Annotated in this window: 18 protein-coding genes and 1 tRNA gene; 12 read left to right on the top strand and 7 right to left on the bottom strand. The window is 70.2% G+C overall.

Annotation, left to right across the window (positions count from 1 at the left end; all coding sequences use genetic code 11):
* Positions 1–17 precede the first annotated feature (17 nt).
* Positions 18–662 (bottom strand): DUF461 domain-containing protein, encoded by a 645-nt coding sequence (locus LNW73_RS14350; RefSeq protein ID WP_250990162.1) that lies wholly within the window; start codon positions 660–662, stop codon positions 18–20.
* A 510-nt stretch (positions 663–1,172) separates the two neighbouring features.
* Between LNW73_RS14350 and LNW73_RS14345 the strand changes: the two genes are divergently transcribed.
* From LNW73_RS14345 to LNW73_RS14320, 6 genes are all read left to right on the top strand, one after another.
* The gene (locus tag LNW73_RS14345; RefSeq protein WP_033174074.1) at positions 1,173–1,655 is read left to right on the top strand and encodes a CarD family transcriptional regulator; all 483 of its coding nucleotides are present in this window, start codon (positions 1,173–1,175) and stop codon (positions 1,653–1,655) included.
* A 223-nt stretch (positions 1,656–1,878) separates the two neighbouring features.
* Positions 1,879–2,592 (top strand): 2-C-methyl-D-erythritol 4-phosphate cytidylyltransferase, encoded by a 714-nt coding sequence (gene ispD, locus LNW73_RS14340; RefSeq protein ID WP_250980267.1) that lies wholly within the window; start codon positions 1,879–1,881, stop codon positions 2,590–2,592.
* A complete protein-coding gene (gene ispF, locus LNW73_RS14335; RefSeq protein ID WP_250990161.1) occupies positions 2,582–3,106 on the top strand; it encodes a 2-C-methyl-D-erythritol 2,4-cyclodiphosphate synthase in 525 nt (174 codons plus the stop codon). Before ispD ends, ispF begins: the two co-directional genes overlap by 11 nt.
* A 192-nt stretch (positions 3,107–3,298) precedes the next feature.
* A complete protein-coding gene (cysS, locus tag LNW73_RS14330; RefSeq protein WP_250990160.1) occupies positions 3,299–4,693 on the top strand; it encodes a cysteine--tRNA ligase in 1,395 nt (464 codons plus the stop codon).
* Positions 4,694–4,812: 119 nt separating this feature from the next.
* Complete coding sequence (gene rlmB, locus LNW73_RS14325; RefSeq protein ID WP_138354087.1) at positions 4,813–5,769, top strand: 23S rRNA (guanosine(2251)-2'-O)-methyltransferase RlmB; 957 nt, start codon at positions 4,813–4,815, stop codon at positions 5,767–5,769.
* Between the two features lie 341 nt (positions 5,770–6,110).
* Complete coding sequence (locus LNW73_RS14320; protein WP_250990159.1) at positions 6,111–7,661, top strand: DoxX family membrane protein; 1,551 nt, start codon at positions 6,111–6,113, stop codon at positions 7,659–7,661.
* A 253-nt stretch (positions 7,662–7,914) separates the two neighbouring features.
* Here the strand turns inward: LNW73_RS14320 and LNW73_RS14315 are convergent, their stop codons facing one another.
* The 3 genes from LNW73_RS14315 to LNW73_RS14305 form a co-directional block, all read right to left on the bottom strand.
* Positions 7,915–8,640 carry a nucleotidyltransferase family protein gene (locus tag LNW73_RS14315; RefSeq protein WP_138354089.1) on the bottom strand — a complete coding sequence of 242 codons (726 nt, stop codon included), beginning with the start codon at positions 8,638–8,640 and terminating at the stop codon, positions 7,915–7,917.
* Between the two features lie 124 nt (positions 8,641–8,764).
* On the bottom strand, positions 8,765–9,178 hold the full coding sequence (locus LNW73_RS14310) for a hypothetical protein (RefSeq protein ID WP_138354090.1): 414 nt from the start codon (positions 9,176–9,178) through the stop codon (positions 8,765–8,767).
* 252 nt (positions 9,179–9,430) lie between these two features.
* A complete protein-coding gene (locus tag LNW73_RS14305) occupies positions 9,431–10,549 on the bottom strand; it encodes an ABC transporter ATP-binding protein (RefSeq protein ID WP_250977078.1) in 1,119 nt (372 codons plus the stop codon).
* A gap of 213 nt (positions 10,550–10,762) precedes the next feature.
* Here LNW73_RS14305 and LNW73_RS14300 point away from each other — a divergent pair.
* The 5 genes from LNW73_RS14300 to LNW73_RS14280 all read left to right on the top strand — a co-directional run bounded on the left by LNW73_RS14300 (position 10,763) and on the right by LNW73_RS14280 (position 16,590).
* Positions 10,763–10,836, top strand: a tRNA-Thr gene (locus LNW73_RS14300).
* A gap of 342 nt (positions 10,837–11,178) precedes the next feature.
* Complete coding sequence (locus LNW73_RS14295) at positions 11,179–12,132, top strand: isocitrate lyase/phosphoenolpyruvate mutase family protein (RefSeq protein WP_250990158.1); 954 nt, start codon at positions 11,179–11,181, stop codon at positions 12,130–12,132.
* On the top strand, positions 12,129–13,259 hold the full coding sequence (gene aepY, locus LNW73_RS14290) for a phosphonopyruvate decarboxylase (protein ID WP_250990157.1): 1,131 nt from the start codon (positions 12,129–12,131) through the stop codon (positions 13,257–13,259). Before LNW73_RS14295 ends, aepY begins: the two co-directional genes overlap by 4 nt.
* Before the next feature lie 8 nt (positions 13,260–13,267).
* Positions 13,268–14,401: a 2-aminoethylphosphonate aminotransferase gene (locus LNW73_RS14285; protein WP_285392833.1), complete on the top strand. Its 1,134-nt coding sequence runs from the start codon at positions 13,268–13,270 to the stop codon at positions 14,399–14,401.
* Positions 14,402–14,406: 5 nt separating this feature from the next.
* Positions 14,407–16,590, top strand: a complete 2,184-nt coding sequence (locus LNW73_RS14280; RefSeq protein ID WP_250992916.1) for an FAD/NAD(P)-binding protein — start codon at positions 14,407–14,409, stop codon at positions 16,588–16,590.
* On the opposite strand, the gene LNW73_RS14275 is transcribed toward LNW73_RS14280, so the two are convergent.
* The 3 genes from LNW73_RS14275 to LNW73_RS14265 are packed head-to-tail and all read right to left on the bottom strand — an operon-like array spanning position 16,584 to position 19,796.
* Entirely contained in the window at positions 16,584–18,170 is a 1,587-nt protein-coding gene (locus LNW73_RS14275) for an MFS transporter (protein ID WP_250990155.1), read from the bottom strand. The two genes, LNW73_RS14280 and LNW73_RS14275, sit on opposite strands and share 7 nt — an antisense overlap.
* A 17-nt stretch (positions 18,171–18,187) precedes the next feature.
* A complete protein-coding gene (locus LNW73_RS14270) occupies positions 18,188–19,120 on the bottom strand; it encodes a sterol desaturase family protein (protein ID WP_250990154.1) in 933 nt (310 codons plus the stop codon).
* 28 nt (positions 19,121–19,148) lie between these two features.
* Positions 19,149–19,796, bottom strand: coding sequence for a lysophospholipid acyltransferase family protein (locus tag LNW73_RS14265; protein ID WP_308407670.1), 648 nt, complete (start codon positions 19,794–19,796; stop codon positions 19,149–19,151).
* Positions 19,797–20,078: 282 nt separating this feature from the next.
* Between LNW73_RS14265 and LNW73_RS14260 the strand changes: the two genes are divergently transcribed.
* Positions 20,079–21,302: a cytochrome P450 gene (locus LNW73_RS14260; protein ID WP_250990152.1), complete on the top strand. Its 1,224-nt coding sequence runs from the start codon at positions 20,079–20,081 to the stop codon at positions 21,300–21,302.
* Positions 21,303–21,382: the final 80 nt, after the last annotated feature.

The following is a 21,382-nucleotide window of genomic DNA, read 5'->3' as shown; positions in this document are numbered from 1 at the left end:
GTGCGCGGATCGCGCGGTCAGCTCTTGGTCGGCGTGGCCGTACCGGTCGGCGTGCCCGTCCCGGTGGGAGTGCCCGTGGGGGTGGCCTTCCCGCTGTTCTCCGGGGTCCCGGTGGACGTCGGAGTGGTCTTGGCGGACGGCTCGGCGGCCGGCGACGGGGCGCTGCTGGGGCCGTACTGCTCGTAGTAGCCGGCGGCGGGCAGCACGTTCGCATCGAGGGCGACCTCACCGGTCGCGCTGAACGTCAGCGCGATGCGCTGGAAGTCGCCGTCCTTGAACGCTTCGTTGCTGTTCGGGATCGTCGCGGCGGCGTTGCCCTCCCCGCCGAGCAGCACCGAGCCGTGCGCCGGGACGGTGACGGTCTTGCTGCCGGCGGTGCCGGACAGGGTCGCCGTCAGGGCGTCGCCGACCTTCAGCGACTGGAGCGTCTGATCACCGTTTCCGTTGTTGTAGATGCGGGCCGAGACCGACGCGGGGCCGGAACCGGCCTTCTCCGTCAGGATCACGGCGTTCTGCACCTGGATGTCGCCGACGGTGGTCGCGGCATTGTCGGGGCGGACCTCGTGCGTCTGCGCGTTGTTGCCGGCGCCGCAGGCGGCGAGCGGGGCAATCGAGAGCGCGAGGGCGGCGGCGAGGGCACCGCGTCGAAGGCTGCTGCTCACGGCGGCGGCATCTCCTAGACAGGTAGGGAAGATCTTCCAGCGGGCTTACATTACTCAGCCTTCGTCCGGCCTCCGCACCGGGCCGCCCCTCGGCGGGGCGGTCTCACCCGACCGGGGTGGCCGGGATTGCATTACGGCATTCCGCCACGGGATTCCGGCGGACCGGGCAAGATCCATTTATCGTGCACCGATCGCGTCCGTTCCGCGACTTCGGAAAATTGGATCATCGCGTCAACGAGGTCCGAACGGAGTAGCGAAGATCCACTCTTCGGAGATCGACAAATGGGGATGTAACACCCCTTCCGTCGGCGCGCCGTTGGGTGTAACGGGTGCGTTTCACCCCCGTCGTATACCGGCTCCGACCTGCGAATACCCCTGCTCGGTACGCCCCTCCAGCACGTTCCGGTAGGGGTTGTCAAGCCCCGAGATATGCCCTGACCTGCGAAAACGCCATTCAGAAGAGGCCGTTCACGTGTTACCCTGGATAGCCACGGAAGGGGTACCTGTCACATGACGTTCAAGGTTGGCGACACCGTGGTCTATCCCCATCACGGGGCCGCGCTGATCGAGGCTATCGAAATTCGCCAGATCAAAGGCGTGGACAAGACCTACTTGGTGCTCAAGGTCGCCCAGGGCGACTTGACGGTACGCGTACCCGCGGACAATGCGGAGTTCGTCGGCGTGCGCGACGTGGTCGGTCAGGAGGGGCTGGACCGGGTCTTCGAGGTGCTTCGCGCGCCGTACACCGAAGAGCCGACCAACTGGTCCCGCCGCTACAAGGCAAATCTGGAAAAGCTCGCCTCCGGCGATGTCATCAAGGTCGCAGAGGTGGTCCGCGACCTGTGGCGTCGTGAGCGTGAGCGCGGGCTGTCCGCCGGCGAGAAGCGCATGCTCGCCAAGGCGCGGCAGATCCTGGTCAGCGAGCTCGCGCTCGCTGAGAACACCAACGAGGACAAGGCCGAGGCTCTGCTCGACGAGGTCCTCGCGTCCTGACGCGAGTTCTGCCGCGGTACCCGGTTCCGGCCGGGTGCTGCGGCATGCTTGTGTCCTGACGCGGATCGTTGATCGTTCTGTTCCGCTGTTACCGCTGTTCACCGTCTTCTGCTTTTGTTCTGCTCCGACGTCTCGGCGTGCGCAACCCTGCGGACTTCTCACGGAAGGGGTCCGCAGCGTCACACGTTGAGCCGATACCCACCTCGGCCAAGGACACAAACCTCTGAGTACCGCAGCTGTCATCCCCGCCGCCGGACGAGGCGTCCGGCTCGGCCCCGGCACCCCCAAGGCGCTGCGCTCCCTCGGCGGCATCCCGATGCTGGTGCACGCCGTGCGCGCCATGACCCGCTCCCGCGCCGTCTCCCTCGTCGTCGTGGTCGCGCCGTCCGACGGTGTGGCCGAGGTCCAGGCCATGCTCGACAGCCACGGGCTGCCCGAGGGCAAGGACATCCGGATCGTCGCCGGCGGCGGGACCCGCCAGGAGTCGGTCCGGCTCGGCCTGGCCGCGCTCCCCGAGGACGTCGACATCGTCCTCGTCCATGACGCCGCGCGCCCGCTGGTGCCCGTCGAGATCGTCGACGCGGTCGTCGCCGCAGTACGGGACGGGGCCCCGGCCGTCGTTCCCGGACTGCCGCTCGCCGACACCGTCAAGCAGATCGACCCCGGCACGAACGTCGTCACCGGCACGCCCGAGCGCGCCCTGCTGCGCGCCGTCCAGACTCCGCAGGGCTTCCGGCGGGACGTGCTGGCCACGGCGCACGCGACGGTGCCGGGCGACGGCGAGGGCGCCACCGACGACGCGGGCATGGTCGAGCGGACCGGCGTCCAGGTCGTGGTCGTGCCCGGCCACGAAGAGGCCTTCAAGGTGACCAGGCCGCTGGACCTGGTGCTCGCCGAGGCCGTACTCGCCCGCAGGAGGGCCACCGATGGCTTCTGAACCGAACCCGCTCCCGTCGCCGCTGCTGCCGCTCGTCGGCATCGGCACGGACGTGCACGCCTTCGAGGCCGGCCGCGAACTGTGGTGCGCGGGCCTGTACTGGCCGGACGCCGGTGACGGCCTGGCCGGCGACTCGGACGCCGACGTCGCCGCGCACGCGGCCTGCGACGCGCTCTTCTCCGCCGCCGGGGTCGGCGACCTCGGCGCGCACTTCGGCACCGGACGGCCCGAGTGGGCCGGTGCGTCCGGCGTCACGCTGCTCGCCGAGGCGGCCCGCATCGTCCGCGAGGCCGGCTTCGAGATCGGCAACGTCGCGATCCAGGTGATCGGCGTCCGCCCGAAGATCGGCAAGCGCCGCGACGAGGCGCAGAAGGTCCTCTCCGCGGCGATCGGCGCCCGCGTCTCGGTCTCCGGCACGACGACCGACGGACTCGGCCTCACCGGCCGCGCCGAGGGCCTGGCGGCCATCGCGACCGCGCTGGTGCTGCCGGCGGACCCGGCCCCGGCGGTCTGAAGCGGGCCTCCGCGAGGCTGATTCAGTGCTGGGTCCGGAGCCGATTCCGGACCGGATTCCGGGTCCGACCGGGCCTTGAGGGGGCTACCCCCGCAGGCAGGAGCCACGTCCGGAAGATCGTCCGGCCCGCTCCCCCCGGCAACCCGCGCGGAGCGCACTTGGCACGGCGTTTCGCCCACTACCCTTGTTGGCGTGACTATTCGCCTGTACGACACCAGCGCTCGGCAGATCCGTGATTTCACCCCGCTCACGCCGGGCTGTGTCTCGATCTACCTCTGCGGTGCCACCGTGCAGGCGGCCCCGCACATCGGGCACATCCGGTCGGGCCTGAACTTCGACATCATGCAGCGCTGGTTCGCCTACCGCGGCTACGACGTCACCTTCATCCGGAACGTCACCGACATCGACGACAAGATCCTCTGGAAGTCGGCCGAGCAGGGCCGCCCGTGGTGGGCGATCGGCTACGAGAACGAGCGGGCCTTCAGCAGCGGCTACGACGTGCTGGGCTGCCTGCCGCCCACCTACGAGCCGCGGGCGACCGGCCACATCCCCGAGATGGTCGAGATGATGCGCGAGCTCATCGACCGGGGTCACGCCTACGTCGCCGACGGCAACGTCTACTTCGACGTGCGCTCGTTCCCCGACTACCTGTCGCTGTCCAACCAGGACCTGGACCAACTGCGCGGGGCCCAGGACGTCGTCGAGACCGGCAAGCGCGACCCGCGCGACTTCGCCATGTGGAAGTCGGTCAAGCCCGGCGAGCCCTCCTGGGAGACCCCGTGGGGCCGCGGCCGGCCCGGCTGGCACCTGGAGTGCTCCGCGATGGCCCACAAGTACCTGGGCACCGCGTTCGACATCCACGGCGGCGGCATCGACCTGATCTTCCCGCACCACGAGAACGAGATCGCCCAGGCCAAGGCCTTCGGCGACGACTTCGCCGCCTACTGGGTGCACAACGCCTGGGTCACCATGAGCGGCGAGAAGATGAGCAAGTCGCTCGGCAACTCGGTGCTCGTCTCCGAGATGGTCCAGCGCTGGCGCCCCATCGTGCTGCGCTACTACCTCGGCACCCCGCACTACCGCTCGATGATCGAGTACAGCGAGGAAGCACTGCGCGAGGCGGAGTCCGCGTTCGCGCGCATCGAGGGCTTCGCGCAGCGGGTCGTCGAGAAGTGCGGCCCGGTCGCGCCGGCCTCCGAGGTGCCGATCTCCTTCGCCGAGGCGATGGACGACGACCTGGGCGTCCCGCAGGCGCTGGCCATCGTCCACACCTCCGTCCGGCAGGGCAATTCGGCCATCACGGCGGACGACAAGGAAACCGCGATCGCGCGTCTGGCCGAGGTCCGTGCGATGCTCGGTGTACTGGGACTGGACCCGCTCGACGAGCAGTGGGCCGGCGGCGGGCACGGTGACGACCTGCACGGCGTCGTGGACTCACTCGTCCGGCTGGTGCTGGAACAGCGGCAGGCGGCCCGGGAGCGTAAGGACTACGCGACCGCCGACGCCATCCGCGACCAGCTCCAGCAGTCGGGGCTGGACATCGAGGACACCGCGTCCGGACCCCGGTGGTCGCTCGGCTCGCGCTGAGCGCGTCACCGTGCCGTCCGCCGGCGTACCAGACCCGTCCGCCGTACCAGCTCCGCCCGAACAGCCCAGTCCCCATATACGTCAGTACCTTTTCAGCAGCGAAGAAGTGAGAGTGCCCCATGGCCGGGAACAGCCAGCGCAGGAACCGCCGTACCTCCAACAAGAAGGGCATGAAGGTCGGCACCGGCGGTCACCGGCGTAAGGCTCTGGAGGGCAAGGGCCCGACCCCGCCCGCCTCGGACCGCAAGGGCCACAAGAAGAACCGCGTCGCGAAGGCCGTGGCCAAGCGGACCGTCTCCTCGCAGTCGCGCCGCCCGTCGGGCCGTGGCGCGAAGTCCACGGCCGAGCTGGTCGTCGGCCGCAACTCGGTGGTCGAGGCGCTGCGCGCCGAGATCCCGTCGACCGCGGTCTACGTCCAGCAGTACATCGACACCGACGACCGGGTGCGCGAGGCCATCAAGCTCGCGACCGACCGCGGTGTCCCGCTCATGGAGGCCGCGCGCCCCGAGCTGGACCGGATGACGAACGGCCTGAACCACCAGGGCATGGTCCTGCAGATCCCGCCGTACGAATACGCGCACCCGGAAGACCTGCTGGAGACCGCCGCCAACAGCCACGAGGCCCCGCTGATCATGGCGCTCGACGGCATCACCGACTCGCGCAACCTCGGTGCGGTCGTCCGTTCCATGGCCGCGTTCGCCGGTCACGGCGTCGTCGTCCCCGAGCGCCGCGCGGCGGGTATGACCGCCGGTGCGTGGAAGACCTCGTCGGGCGCCGCCGCCCGCGTCCAGGTCGCCCGCGCCACCAACCTGACCCGGACGCTGGAGGCCTACCAGAAGGCCGGTCTGGTCGTCGTCGGCCTCGCGGCCGACGGTGCGACGGACCTGCACGAGCTGGACGCGCTCGCCGGTCCCGTCGTGATCGTCGCCGGTTCCGAGGGCAAGGGCCTGTCCCGCCTCGTCGGCGAGACCTGTGACTTCCTGGTGCGCATCCCGATGCCGGGTGGCGCGGAGTCCCTCAACGCGGGCGTCGCCGCCGGCATCGTGCTGTACGAGGCGGCCCGCCGCCGCGCGTGACCCCCTGGCCGCCGCGCGTGACCCCTTGCGGGTGACTTCTTGCGGTGACTTCTTGTGGGTGACGTCACGTGCGCGGTTGTTCGTGCGTGACCGACCCGCGTGGACGCCGACGTGGACCCGGTCCGGATCACTTCCGGGCCGGGTCCCGATCTTTTCGGGTCGGCCCCGCATCCTTCCCGGCCAGCGCCCCGATGCTGTTGATCTTGACGGGTCTCGGACATCCATCGGTGCGTCGGCAGTGTCCTAAACGTCTGTCACTCGGTTAGTGGAGTGTGGACACCAGAACACCCCGCACTCCTACGGGGGGTGGGACGCCCGGGTTCGACGAACCTGCCCTGAGCATGCTCAAGGTCCCGAGCGACCCGGCCCAGGTCATCGTCAACCACGCGAGTTTCCGCGTCCGGCTCGGCGTGACCTCGGCCCGTGCCCTGAGCCTCGACGAGACCGCGCGGATCCCCGTCATTCCCAGCTCCGTCAGGCGACGGGCCGCACCAGTGGTGTGGTCCGGCCGGACCGAGCCCGGCGACCCGGCTGCCGGCCGGCTCCTGCAGGCGGTCCGCCACGCGGGCCACGCGGGCGCGGAATCCGGCTCCGGACGCTCCGGCCCCGACAAGCCCGCCGGCTCGACGCAGCTGCTGCCGCGGATCGACATCGACGAGGCGGCGACGCCAGGCGTCGTCGGCCCGCGCATGCCGGAACCCGAGCTGCTGCGCGGCGTCCGGCCGGCCCGTGGCGCCTTCGACGACGACTACGACGGCTACGACGACGAGTTCGGTGACGGGCGCGGTGACGGCCGTGGCAAGGGCCTCGCGGCCGGACCCGGCGAGAAGGACGGCATCCGGCGCGGCCGAAATGCCGAACCGATCCGGCACGCCTGGTACCCCGGGCACCGGATGAACCTCGGCGTCGTCCTGCTCCCGCTGCGCGTCTTCCTCGGCTTCATCTCGGTCTACGCCGGCATGAGCAAGCTCTGCGACCCCGTGTACTTCGACGGCGGCGAGCGCGGATCGATGGTCAAGTGGCTCACGTCACTGCACCCGTGGGCCGCCGCGGCGCCGCTGCGCGACCTCGCGCTCACCCACCCTGTGGGCGCCGGGCTGACCATCGCCTTCCTCCAGGTCATCGTCGGCGTGCTCACGATCTGCGGGCTGTGGCAGCGGGTCGCCGCGTCCCTCGCCGCCGCGCTCTCCGTGGCGCTGCTGGTGACGGTGACCTGGCGCACGGTCCCGGTCTACGACGCGCCGGACTTCATCTACCTCGCCGCCTGGAGCCCGCTGATCATCGCGGGCGCCCCCGTCTACTCCGTGGACGGCCGCCTCGCGGGCGAGGCATGGCGGCGGCTCGGGCCGCGCGCCGAACTGTGGGACCTGCGCAGGCGGGTGCTGCGCCGCGGTGTGGTGCTGGCCACGATCTTCGTCGGCCTGACGCTGCTGTGCGGATCGGTGCTGGGTGCCGCGGTGCGGTCGTCCAGCACGCACACGGACGTGCCGACCCCGGCGCGCATCCCCGTCAACAACCTGCCGGGCACCCCGCTGCCCGAGGTGTCGGGGACGGCCACCCCCGGGAAGCACAAGCCCACCCCGAAGCCGTCGAAGTCCGCCGGCGCCAACAAGAAGAAGCCGTCCAAGTCGCCCTCGGCGTCGCCGAGCAGCACCCACAAGAGCGGCAGCACGGGCAGCGGCAGCAGCAGCAAGCCGCGCGAGTCCTCCTCGCGGCCGACGCAGCCCAGTTCCCCGCACCAGTCGCACCGTCCGACGACGTCCCCGACGACCAGCAGCGGTACCGTCCACGACCCGATCGGCGGCCTCCTGGGCAGCGGATCGCCCGCCGGCCTGCTGCTCGGCCGGTCCGGTCCGGTCGGCGACGGCGGCGGCACCGGCGGTTCGGCCTGACGGGTCGGGTTCGCAGGACGACATGGCGGTGGCCCGCACCCTTCGGGGGTGCGGGCCACCGCCATGTGCGGAGGAGGGCCTGTGGGCGCTGTGGAGGGAAGCGGGCGGCCAGGACGGCCCGGAGGTGGTGGAACGTGCGCGAGGTCCGCAGGAGCCCGCTCAGCGCCGCAGCGGCTGGCTGAGAGCCACGCTCAACGGCGTGAGAGCCACGCTCAACGGCGTGAGAGACACGTTCAACGGTTGAGAGCCACGCTCAACGGCTGAGGGCGGCCAGCTCCTTGGCGGCCTCGGTGAGGTCCTTCGCCGTGTCGATGGCCCGCCAGTACGCGCCCTGCGGGATCGGGAAGCCGGCGAGGCGGCGTTCGCGCGCGAGCCGGGGGAACGTGGTGCGTTCATGGTCGCCGAGGTCCGGCAGCAGCCCGGTGAACTCCGGGTCGAAGACGTACACGCCCGCGTTGATCAGGAACGGGGAGGGCGGCGCCTCGATGAAGTCCAGGATCTGCCCGAACTCGTTGGTCTCCACGGCGCCCCACGGGATCCGGGGGCGGGCCAGCGCCAGCGTGGCGACCGCGGCGCGCTCGTGGTGGAACGCGGCCATCTCGCGCAGCGAGAAGCGGGTCCAGATGTCGCCGTTGGTGGCGTACCAGGGCTCGTCGGGGCGCGGGAGCGACGCGGCGGCGTACTTGAGCCCGCCGCCGCGACCCAGCGGTTCCTTCTCGACGACGGTGGTGACGTTCAGCGGCAACCGGGCCGCGTCCAGCCACTCCTGGAGCACTTCGGCGAGGTGGCCGCACGAGACGACGGCGTCGGTGACGCCCTCGGCGGCCAGCCAGTCGAGCTGGTGGCCGATGATCGGTGTCCCGGTGCCCGGGATCTCGACCATCGGCTTGGGACGGTCGTCGGTGTAGGGCCGCAGTCGCGACCCCTGCCCTCCGGCGAGGAGGACGGCCTGGGTCACGGTAGGAGCGCCGTTCGTCATGCTGGGCACCCTACGGGACCTCGAACTCGTGGATCTTGTGGATGTCGTGGAACTCGTGGATCCAGTGGATCCGGTCGATCTCGTGATGACGGCGTCCCCGGGCGGCAGGGGACGCCTGTCATGGTCAGTAGACGGAGGCGACGCCGGTCGCGAACGAGGTGTCGCACACCGGACGCGAGAAGGACTGGGCGCGGACCGGACCGTACTTGGCGACGGCGGCGCGGCCGAGCGACCGGGCGATCGAGGTGCAGTACTTTGCCAGTGACGGCCTGGTGGCCATCTCCGCCTGCAGGTCGGTCAGTACCGTGCTCGCGGACTTGTCCTGGAGCTCGTCCAGCAGTCGGGTGCGCAGCACCTCCTGCGGCTCCTTCGAGGACGGCACGATCTCCGGTTTGTCGTGCGAGGCCGTGAGCACCTGGGCCTCGGAGGCCGAGGTCGCCCACGGGACGCGGGTGACGGCGAGGGTCCCGGACAGCACGAGGACGACCGGGAGTACGAGCGCGAATGTCTTGCCGATGCGGCGAGCTACCTGGTTCACGCTCGCGATCGTAGCGATGGGTGATGATTTGGCGACATTTAGTCACCCTGCCGGGTGAGGGGAATCGCTGATACGGGTGCGGCCGGTTGACGAACAGGGTCGAAAGGACCGGTGTGTGCAGGTATTTGTCGACACCGGAATGATCAACGCGGACGCGCCGCGGACGCAACGCGGAACGGCCGCCCGCAGGTTGCGCGAACGGCCGTTCCGTACTGCTTATAAGCCCGGACTGATCGGTGCCCCGGACCGGCGTCAGTCGCTGAGGCGCTCGCCGGTGGAGGTCGAGAACACGTGGGCCTCGCCACCGCGCGGCACGACGTGCAGCACGGAGCCCTTCTCCGGGATCTCGCGGCCGCCGACCCGGATGACCAGGTCCTTGTGCTCGCCGCTGACCTCGGCGCTGCCGTAGACGAAGCCGTCCGCGCCCAGTTCCTCGACGACGTTGACCGTGACGGCCAGACCGGCCGGCTCGTCCTTGGACAGCGACTTGGCCTCGCCGTTCACGATGTCGAAGTGCTCGGGACGGACGCCGACGGTGACCGTGCGGTCGCCCTTGTCGGCGGCGGCCGCGATGGCGTCGCGCTCGACGGCGACGATCGAGTTGCCGAACTTCACGCCGCCGTCCGTGATCGGGACCTCGACGAGGTTCATGGCCGGCGAGCCGATGAAGCCGGCGACGAACAGGTTCGCCGGGCGGTCGTACATGTTGCGGGGGGTGTCGACCTGCTGCAGCAGCCCGTCCTTGAGGACGGCCACGCGGTCGCCCATCGTCATGGCCTCGACCTGGTCGTGGGTGACGTAGACCGTCGTGACGCCCAGCCGGCGCTGCAGGCTGGCGATCTGCGTACGGGTCTGCACACGCAGCTTCGCGTCGAGGTTCGACAGCGGCTCGTCCATGAGGAACACCTGCGGCTCACGCACGATCGCGCGGCCCATCGCGACACGCTGGCGCTGACCACCGGAGAGCGCCTTCGGCTTGCGCGCCAGGTAGTCGCTGAGGTCCAGGATCTTCGCGGCTTCCTCGACGCGCTTGCGGATCTCCGCCTTGTTCACGCCGGCGATCTTGAGCGCGAAGCCCATGTTGTCCGCGACGGTCATGTGCGGGTACAGCGCGTAGTTCTGGAACACCATCGCGATGTCCCGGTCCTTCGGCGGCAGGTGGGTGACGTCGCGGTCACCGATGCGGATCGCTCCGCCGTTGACGTCCTCGAGACCCGCGAGCATGCGCAGGGAGGTCGACTTCCCACAGCCGGACGGGCCGACCAGGACCAGGAACTCGCCGTCCCCGACCTCGATCTCCAGGCCGTCCACCGCGGGCTTCTCCGAGCCCGGGTAGATACGGGTCGCCTTGTCGAACGTGACAGTAGCCATAGCTGTTGCACCCCTCACCGGCAGGAACGTGCCGGACGATCCGAGTAAAGGAAGGATTGGTCTAGTCCGCCATATGCGAACTGACGGTGACGCTACCCGCCGCCTGCCCCTTTGTCAGTAGCCCCCGGTCCCCGACTTTCCCCACACCCGGCACCCCCCGCCTTGAGTACACTTCTCCTGGCCCCGCACCCGCACCACCGGCCGCGGACCCGTGCCCCCTTAGCTCAGCTGGCCAGAGCACCGCTCTTGTAAAGCGAAGGTCGTCGGTTCGAATCCGACAGGGGGCTCTCGTTACCACCCCGGATGACCTGCGGTCCTGGTCTCCGCGGAGCTTCACCAACGGCCCCGGACGACCCGTCCGGGGCCGCTTGCGTGAGCGCTGCGTGAGCGGACGGCCCAACCGGCTCCGCGAGTACCTCGGACGGGGAGCACCGTTCGGCCCGTTCGCCCGGCGCGGCCATGGCGGCTAAAGCGTCGCTAATATGCGCCTTGCGTTCCCTTGATTAGCCCGCTGAAATGTGCGAATTAAACGGTCCGAATCGTTTGCCCGGTGTCCGTGAACGGTCCTAGTGTTGCTGAGGCCGGGAGTGGGGCTGGGATGCCTCCGAAAATATGGGAGCAGGGGCGCCGTGAAGTCCGTCGATAGGGTAAGTCATGCACCGGAAGGCGCCGCTGAATTGCGGGAGCTGTTTGCGCGGCCCGGGGTGATTCGAATAGTCGGTGCTCATAATCCGCTGGGGGCACGCCTTGCCGAGCGGGCTGGATTCGATGGTGTCTGGTCGAGCGGTCTGGAGATATCGGCGTCCCAGGGGCTGCCCGACACGGACCTGCTCACGATGTCGGAGTTGCTGTCGGTCGCCGGGTCGATGGCTGCCGCGGTGGAGGTTCCCGTGGTCGCGGACTGCGACGCGGGGTACGGGAACGCCCACAACGTCATGCGCATGGTCCAGCGCTACGAGAGCGCCGGTCTCGCTGCCGTGAGTATCGAGGACAAGGTGTTCCCGAAGGTGAACAGCTTCATCCCGGGGCGTCAGCAGCTCGCCGGAATGGATGAGTTCTGCGGAAAGATTGAGGCGGCCAAGAGTGCCCAGCGTGGCACCGACCTCATGGTGATCGCCCGGATCGAGGCCCTTATCGCCGGGCACGGTATCGACGAGGCATTGCGCCGGGGTGAGGCATACGCGGAGGCCGGTGCGGACGCTGTGCTGATCCACGCGAAGGGGAATTCTCCCGAGCCGGTCCTTGAATTCATGCGGCAGTGGCGGCCGACCCTGCCGGTCGTCGTGGTGCCCACCACCTATCACACGATTACCGCCGAAGAGCTCCATGGGGCGGGCGCCAAAATGGTCATTTACGCGAACCATGGCCTGCGTGCGGGAATCAACGCGGTCAGCGAGGTCTTCGACGCGATCCTGGACGAGGGGCGCAGTACCGGGATCGAGGGGCGGATCGCCCCGCTCGCCACGGTCTTCGAACTCCAGGGGATGGCCCGGCTGAAAGAGGCCGAGAAGCGCTTCGTCCGCCACGACGCCCCGCCCACCGGGGCGGCTGTCGTGCCAGAGGCCGGACAGGTGACGGCATGACGGCCGTCCTCGATCCCGCGAAGGCCGTCGCGATCTTCGAAGGGGCGGGGTTCGGGCCGTTCACCGGCGTGCCCTGTTCGTTCCTCGGTCCGGTGATCAGCTGTCTGGAGAGCGAGCACCCGGACCGTTACGTCATCGCCGCCAACGAAGGTGAGGCGGTGGCCATCGCGGCCGGGTCGTACCTGGCCGGGCAGCGTCCGGTCGTCATTCTCCAGAATTCAGGGCTCGGCAATGCCGTCAACCCGCTGACCTCGCTGTGCCACACGCTGCGGCTGCCCGTCCTGCTTCTCGTCACCTGGCGTGGCGAGCCCGGGACTCCGGACGAGCCCCAGCACGAGCTGATGGGGCGGATCACCCCTGGCCTTCTCACGGCCATGGGGATCCGGAACGAGATCCTGCCGGAGAACGAACTGAGCCTGCGCGAACGGCTGCGGGCCGCCGACGATCACATGCGCGAGACAGGTCTGCCGTTCGCCTTCGTCGTCCCCAAGGGAGCTGTCGGCCCCTACCTGCCGACCTCCGGCCGGACCGCGATGCCGGCGCCCGGTGCCGGCCTCATGGCGCGCAGCGAGGCGATCGGGCAGGTGATGGGCGCCATCGGGGAGAAGGCGCTGGTCGTCGCCACGACGGGCAGGACGGCCCGGGAGCTGGAGCGGGACTGGGACCGGCCCGAGAATCTGTACGTCGTCGGCTCCATGGGCTGCGCCTCCAGCGTGGCCCTCGGTATCGCACTGCACACGCCGTCACGGCGGGTGGTCGTACTGGACGGGGACGGCGCGGCGTTGATGCGCCTGGAGGCGATGGCGACCATCGGACGGCTCGCCCCGCCGAACCTGCTGCACGTCATTCTGGACAACGAGTCGTACGAATCGACGGGCGGACAGCCGACGGGCTCCCGGCAGCTGAACTTCACCGAGGTCGCCGCGGCATGCGGCTACCACTCGGCGACGGAGGTCTCCAGCGCCGCGGGGCTGAAGGCGGCCCTGGCGCAGCAGTTGTCACACGCCGGCCACGCACTGGTCCGGGTCCGGGTCCGCGTCGCGTCCCGCTCCGACCCGGGTCTGGGACGGCCCGCCCTGCCACCGCCCGCGTCGGCCGCCCGGTTCCGGACGGCGGTCGCCTCGTGAGCAGCGTGATGTCCCCGCGCCTCGTCCTGATGAACCCCGGACCGGTGAACACGCAGGAATCCGTTCGGGCAGCTCTTGGCGGGCCTGACCTGTGCCATCGGGAACCGGAGTTCGGTGAGCTGATGAGCCGGGTCCGCCGGAAGGTCACCGAAGTGTGCGGTGGCGGCCCGGACCACACCTCGGTCGTTCTGACCGGCTCGGGCACGTCCGCGCTGGAGGCCACCGTCATCTCGGCCCTTCCCCGTGACGCGGGGCTGCTGGTCGTGGACAACGGCCACTACGGGGCACGGCTGTACGACATCGCGTCCGTTCACGGAATCCGCTGCCGACGCCTCGAATTGGGCTGGGGCGTGCCCGTCGACGCGGACGTTCTCGACCGGACGCTCGCCGCCGACCCGTCGCTCACCCATGTCGCCGTGGTCCACCACGAGACCAGCACCGGGATGCTCAACGATGTGGCCGCCGTCGCCGCGGTGGCCCGGGGGCGCCGGTGCCGGACGATCGTGGACGCCATCAGCAGCGTGGGCGCGGAGTCCCTGGACATCACGCGCGACGGGATCGACTGGCTGGTGGGCACGGCGAACAAGTGTCTGGAGGGAATGCCCGGCCTCGCGTTCGTCTGTTCCTCCCGGCAAGCCTTCGAAGGGCTGTCCGCCCACCCCGCACGCGGCTATTACCTGGACCTGAACAGGCACTACCGGACACAAGCAAAGGCGGCGGCACCGGCCTTCACCCCGTCGGTACCGGTGTTCTACGCGTTCGAGGCGGCCCTGGACCTGGCGCTCGCAGAAGGCGTCCCCGCACGTGGCGGCCGCTACCGCGCACTCGCCGGGCGGCTGCGGTCCGGGCTGGCGGAGCTGGGGCTGCGGGTCCTGCTCGCCCCGGAGCACCGAGCCGCTGGTCTCACCGCGGTGCGGCTTCCCGACGGCGTCCGCTACGAGGATCTGCACCGGGCCCTCAAACGCGAGGGGTTCGTCATCTATGCGGCCCAGGAGCAGCTGGCCGGCGGATTCTTCCGCCTTTCCACCATGGGCGCCATGGACGAGCAGGACATCGACGCGTTCCTCGCCGCGCTCGGCGGGCTGCTGCTCTCCCTCGGGCCGGGCAGGTCCGCGGCCCACGAGATCGGGGAGACCGAGTGAGCGCCATGAGCGGCAGCGGGCCGGAAGTCCACCGGCTGGTCATCGTCGGCGGGGGCCCCCGCGCCACGTACGCGCTGGAGCGGCTGTCGGCCGACATCGGCAGGCTCGGACCGGACCGGCGGCTGGACGTACGGATCTTCGAGCGGTCCGGGGAGTTCGGCTCGGGCGAGGCGCACAGCCCGTCGCAGCCGACGACCAGCTATCTGAATCGCATCAGCGGCCAAGTGGCCTTCGCGGCAGACGAGTCGGTGAAGGACGCCGGCCCGCTGCGGCCGGCGGAACAGCGTCCCACGCTCCACGAGTGGTGCCGACGGCGTTTCGCCGAGACGAGCCACCGCGATTTCGACCTCGGACCGCAGGACTGGCCCAGGCGCTATGTGCACGGGATGGCGCTCCAGGACATGTTCGGCGCGTATCTCCGCGACCTGAACGCGCGACCGGGCGTCGAGGCGTTGCCGCACCACGCCGCGGTGGTGGACATCGAGCACGACGGCCCGCGGCTGTCGGTGCGTACCGCGGACGGGGAGCGCTTCCCCGCCGACCAGGTGCTGTTGGTGACGGGGCACACCCACCACGAACCGCGGCGCTCCGCGCGCACGCGTTCCTTGGCGGACTTCGCCGACCGTCGGCGGGAACGCACCGGTTGCAGCTACGTCCCCTACGTCTACCCGCTGGACAAGGCGCTGCCGCCCGCGGCCACCGGGCCCGGCCGGGTGGTCGGTATCGCGGGCATGGGGCTGACGGCGATCGACGCGGTCCTCCATCTGACCGAGGGGCGTGGCGGGGTCTTCGTACCCGACGCGGAGCACGGACTGCGCTACCGGCCCAGTGGTGCCGAACCCGCGAAGCTCCTCGCCTTCAGCGGGGCGGGCCTGTTCACCTTCGCCCGCCCGGACAACCGGAAGGAGGCCGATCCGGCTCTTCTCGAACACCGCGGGGTGTTCCTGACGGTCGGGGCGGTCGACCGGCTGCGGGCGGCCGTTGGCACGCCGGGCGCCGGTGGCGAGGGCGCGAAACAGCTCGACTTCGAACGCGACGTGCTGCCCCTGGTGGTCCTGGAGATGGCCCACGTCCACTACGCGACGCTGTTCGGACAGCAGGTGGCCGGGATTCTGCACGACCGCTCGGCCGGGATCCACCGCGCTTTCCTGGCGGGCGGGCCGCCTCACCACGAGCGACCCGACGACCCGGCCAGGCTGCTCGGCCCGCTGGAAGACGCCGTGGACGAGATCGCCGCCGTACTCGACGGTGTCCTGGACGACCGCGAGCCGCTGGCGGAGGCGGAGGCCAGGACGACCGGCTGGTCCGTCGAAGCCGCACTGCTCCGCTGGACCGGCGTGGTCTTCGGCACCGGGGCGCCGGTGCGGGCCATGGCGCCGTCGCCGTGGCGGCTGGAGGGGAGAGCGGGCGGGAACCGGTTCAGCTGGGAGCGCACCATCGCGCCCCTGGACGCAGCGGGCTTCCGGACCCCTGAGGCCTACCGGGACGCCGTGCTCGATTTCATGGACCGCGACCAGCTGTGGGCGCTCCAGGGAAACCTGGACAACCCGCACAAGGCCGCCGCGGACGGTGTGTGGCGGGACCTGCGGCCCGTGATCTCCTACGTGGTGGACGGCGGCGGGCTGGCTCCGGGCTCTCACCGTACGTTCCTCGCCCGCTATGTGCGTGTGCACAACCGCCTCGCCAACGGTGCCGCGCCCGAGGTGATGGCCCGGATCCAGGCGCTGGTCCGGCACGGACTGCTCGATGTCGGCGCGGGCCCCGGCGCGATGGTCACGCCGGACACGGACACCGGGAGATTCCGCGTCGACGGACCCGCCACCGGGGCGTCCTGGCCGGTCGACACGCTGGTCGACGCCAGGGTCCATCCCTTCGCCCCGGCCCAGGACTCGTCCCCGTTGTTCCGCAACCTGCTGGCCGCCGGGACCGTACGGCTGTGGCGCAACGCCTCCGCGGCGGGTGACACGTTCGAACCCGGTGGGCTCGACCTGACGGACCGTTTCCATCCCCTCCGGGACGACGGGACGGTCGAGGAGCGCGTCACCGTCCTCGGGCCTCCCGCCGAAGGACGCAGGTCGTTTCTGCTCTCCGCGCTCCGGCCGGACTCCGACCACTACGTGATGAGGGAGTCCCTCACGTGGCTGCACGATTTCTGGCGGCTGCTGGAGGAGGGCACCCGCGGCTACTGAGGGTTGCCGGCGACCGCGGGCATCCGGCTCTCCTGCTCCGCCGTCCGGGCCGGGCGGCGGAGCAGGACGACAGCGGCAGCGGTGCCCAGTGCTGCCAGTCCGCCCGAGACGACCAGGGCCAGGTGCAGGCTGTCCACAAAGGTGTCCCGGCCGATACGGGTCAGTTCGGCGGCGACGCGGGGCGAACCGGCGAGGGTGTCCGGCGTGCCGCCCAGCGAGACGGAGCGTGCGGCCTCGCCGAGTTCCGGCCCGGACAGTCGAACCTGGGCGCCTTCGAGCCGCCGTGGCAGGAGCTGGTCGACCCGGGCCGCGACAAGGGCTCCCATCACCGCGGTGCCGAGACTCCCGCCGACCTGCATGGCGGTCTGCTGGAGACCTCCGGCGACTCCCGAGTGACGCAGCGGCGCGCTGCCGACGATGAGGTGGGTCGTCGCCACGATCACGGAACTGAAGCCCAGGCCCAGCACGACGAGCCACACCCGCAGTTCCCCGGTGGCGGGGCCGGTGCCGACGGCGTGCGTCAGGCCGAACACGGCCACAGTGGTGGCCGCCATGCCGGAGACCGCAGGGATCCGGGGACCGGTACGCCGCATCACCAGCCCGGTGGCGGTGCCCGCGACGACCATGGCGAGGGTCAGCCACAGCACGTGGATCCCGCACTCCATCGGAGACATGCCCAGCATGTTCTGCAGGAAGAAGGTCAGAACGAACGGCACCCCGAACATGACGAAGGACACCAGGAGCATGAGCATCACCCCCGCGGAGAACCGGGGGGACCGGAAGAGCGACATGGGCACGAGCGGTTCGCGGGCGCGTGCCTCCCAGCGGCAGAACCCGGTACCCAGAACGACCGCACCGGCGAGAGCGGCCCACGTCCTGATGTCCGCCCAGCCGTAGTCCGGGGCATTGACCGTCCCCCACAGCAGGGCGAGCAGGGCCGCGGACAACAGCACCACCGCGACGGGGTCCGAGGACTTCGCGGCCGAGTCCAGCCGGGCCTCGCGCAGGATCACCGTGCCCAGGCCGATGGCCATGACACCGATGGGCACGTTGAGGAAGAAGATCGACTGCCAGCTGAAGTGCTCCACCAGCAGTCCGCCGACGACCGGGCCGGCCGCCGTGGCGATCCCGAGGGCGCTGCTGCGAATGGCGATCGGCAGGTGCAGGCGGTCCGCCGGGAAGGTCACGCGCAGCAGCGCCAGGGTGGGCGGTTGCATCAGCGCGCCGAAAACGCCCTGCACCACTCTGAGGGCGATGACCCAACTGATGTGGGTGGACAGCCCGATGGCCACGGACGAGACGGTGAATCCCGCGGTGCCGACGAGGAAGACCCGGCGGTGCCCGAAGCGGTCTCCCAACTTGCCCGCGACGACGAGCAGGGCCGCCAGGGACAGCAGATATCCCGCCGTCACCCATTGGATGTCACCGATGGTGGCCCGCAGTCCGTCCTGCATGGCGGGCTGCGCGACGGCCACGACGGTGCTGTCCAGCGAGACCATCATGGCGCCCACGGCCAGTGTCCCCAGCGTGAGCCAGGGATGACCACGCAGTCTGCGGGGGGCGGCTCCGGGCGTGGTCATCCTGGTCCTCGTCTCTGTCAGTGTGTCTGCGTGGCCGGCACGAGGTCCGGCCCGTGCGGGGCTCCGGCAGGGGTGTGCTCCGCGGCCGGCGGCTGCTGGTCCTGCGCGGGCCGCCATCCCGGGGGCCCGAACACGTAGCGGGCCCGGTGGCGCCAGTTCGTGGTCCGGCGGATGTCCTGGAACATCTGGGCGAACTCGTGGACCTGGATGCGCCAGATGCTGTGCGTGCTGATCTGCTTCGTCAGGCCGTAGGTCGGCCGGTGCAGTTCGGGCTGGAACGTTCCGAACATCCGGTCCCAGACGATCAGCATGCTGCCGTAGTTCTTGTCCAGGTACTCAGGGTCGCTGCCGTGGTGCACCCGGTGGTGGGACGGCGTGACGAGGACCGCCTCGACGGGACGGGGGAGCCTGCCGATCTTCTCGGTGTGCGCGAAGAGCCCGTAGAGCAGATGCAGCGAATGCATGGTGAAGACCAGGACCGGTGGGACGCCCAGCAGGGGCAGCGGCAGCCACATCAACTTCTCGAACCACTGGGCCCACTTGCGCCGCAGGGCCACCGACACGTTGAGGTACCGGCTGGAGTGGTGCACCTGGTGGCCCGCCCACAGCAGCCGGATCCGGTGGGTCATGCGGTGCTGGACGTAAATGGTGAGGTCGACGCCGAAGAAGAGGACGACCCACGTCTGCCAGGAGCCGGCGGGCAGCCGGAACGGAGCGACGTAGGCGTAGACCCACGCGTAGAAGACCAGCGCCGCCGTGCGCAGCACGCTGGAGATGACCAGCGCGCCCAGTCCGGTGAGTATGTTGGCCCGGGTGTCCTTCACGTCGTAGCGCTCGACGTCGTCGTGGTCAAAACGCAGGGCCACGAACTCCACGAGGACGATCAACGCGACGACCGGAAGCGCGTAGACGACGGGGTCGTGGAGTCTTTCCGACAGGTGCGAAAACAAGGTATTCCCCAATTCGGCCGGGCAGTTGTCAGCCGGCGGAGGATCCGGCCGTCGTCTTGTCCTTGGAGGCGAAGCGATCGACGTATTCGAGCCCCGACAGTTTCTGGACCTGCTGCATGACCTCGTCGGTCACGGTGCGGCGCAGCCGGGGATTCCCCTCGGAACCCACATGCTCGGGAAAGAGCATCGGTGCGCCGAAGTGCATGTCGAACCGGGTCAGCCGCGGCAGCAGACGGCCGAGCGGCTGCACCTTGTCCGTGCCGGCCAGGCCGCACGGCACGACCGGGACGCCGGTGGCCATGGCCAGCCAGCCGACACCGGTACGGCCTCGGTAGACGCGGCCGTCCGGCGAGCGCGTGCCCTCGGGGTGGATGCCGAAGACGCGGCCGTCCTCGACGACTCCGCGGGCCTGGCCCAGAGCCGCGACGCCCCCGGGGCCGCCGTCGCGTTCCACGGGAACGATGCCCACGGCTCCGAAGAAGAGCGCGCTGACGCGGCCCTTCAGGCCTTTGCCGGTGAGCCGTTCGGCTTTGCCGATGAAACAGACGGGGCGATGGGTGGCGAGCGAGATGAAGACGTGGTCGGAGAACGACAGATGATTCGCCGCGATGATGCACGGCCCGGCTGCGGGTATGTTCTCGATTCCGCTGATCCGTGGCCGGAAGAGTACGCGCATCAATGTCGCGAGAACGGCCCTCAGTGATGACCGGAGCATGGCCTACCTAGCTTCTGTTCGGTGTGGAGTTAATTCACGACCTCATGCGGAGGAATTGCACTCCTGAGTTGCGGGGCGAGCCTAACAGCGGTAACTGTTCATTCCGCTAAAGCCTGGCTAACCGCGCGAGGAGGTGTCCCGGTTAAATCAGCTTCGCTGGTATTCAGCAGCGTCGGCGGACAGGGCATTCTGGATTCAGGTCGGAGCCGTGGGAACCGGCCACGGAACAGGGAGAGGCGCACCATGACGCAGCACGCCGTCCGCGCTGTCGAGGCGCTGTTCACACCCCAGGCCAGGGAAGACCCGGTCCCCGTGTACCGCGCCCTTCACGACGACGGCCCCGTCCACCGGCTGAACGACGACTGGGTGGTCGTCTGCGGATACGAGGAGGTGGACCAGGCACTGCGCAGTCCCGTCTTCCAGGTCAAGGACAGCGCGTTCCGTGAGCGCACCCGGCCCGGTTGGACCGCGGGACACCCGTCCGCCGCGATGATCACCGACTCGGTCATACGGGCTCGCTCACCCCACCACGAACGCGTCAGGCAGCTGCTGAGCAGGCCGCTCACCGCGCGCCGGGCGGCCGGGCTGGATCCGGCCGTGAGCGAGCACACCCGCGGGCTCCTGGACCGGCTGGCCGAACTCGGTGCCGGGGGAGAGCCGGTGGACTTCGTGGCCCACTTCGCTTACCCCCTGCCCATCGCGCTGATCTGCGACCTGCTGGGCGTCCCGGCTGCCGACCGTGCCTGGTTCCGGCACCGGGCCACCGACCTTTCGTATGTACTCGAACCCGCGGGCCAGGAGCGCGACCTCAGCCGGGCCGACGAAGCTGCGACCCGGCTGCTGGACTACTTCACCTCGCTCGTCGACGAGCGGCGTGCGAGGCCCCAGGAGGACCTGGTCAGCGATCTGGTCCGGGTGAGCGACGTGGCTGCGGACCGGCTCAGCGAGCGCGAACTGCTGGTCAACCTGGTGTTGATGCTCGCCGCGGGATTCGAGACCACCGCGAGCCTGCTCGGGAACGGCTTGTCGGTGCTGCTCGACCGCCCCGCCGACCAGGACCGGCTGGCCAGGGACCCCGCCTCCGCGGCGGCCTATGTGCAGGAGATCCTGCGCTACGACCCGCCCGCCCAGGCCACCGACCGGTGGGCGACCGAGGACACGGCGATCGGCGGTGTCCGCGTGACGGAGGGCACCCAGGTGCTGCTGCTGCTCGGCGCCGCCAATCGGGACCCGCGCCGCTTCTCCGATCCCGATGCCTTCGACCCCGACCGCCCGGCGCACCAGTCCCTCGCCTTCGGTGCCGGACCGCACTTCTGCCTGGGATCGGCGCTGGCGCGGATGGAGGCCGAGACCGCCCTCCAGCAGTTGTGCGCCAGGTTTCCCCGTATGACGCGCGCGGGCGGGTCGCCGCGGACCGACCGGCTGGCCCTGCGCGGTCATGCCGCCCTGCCGGTGCGGCTCGGCTGAAGCGGCCGACCGCCATCGCACCTGAGCGGTCTGCGAGCTTTGCGCACATTGCCCAACTCCACGGCCCCCCTAGGGAACCG

Source organism: Streptomyces sp. RKAG337 (assembly GCF_023701715.1).
GTDB lineage: Bacteria > Actinomycetota > Actinomycetes > Streptomycetales > Streptomycetaceae > Actinacidiphila.
Note: the sequence above shows the minus strand (reverse complement) of the source record. Positions and strands in the feature narration are given on the sequence as shown.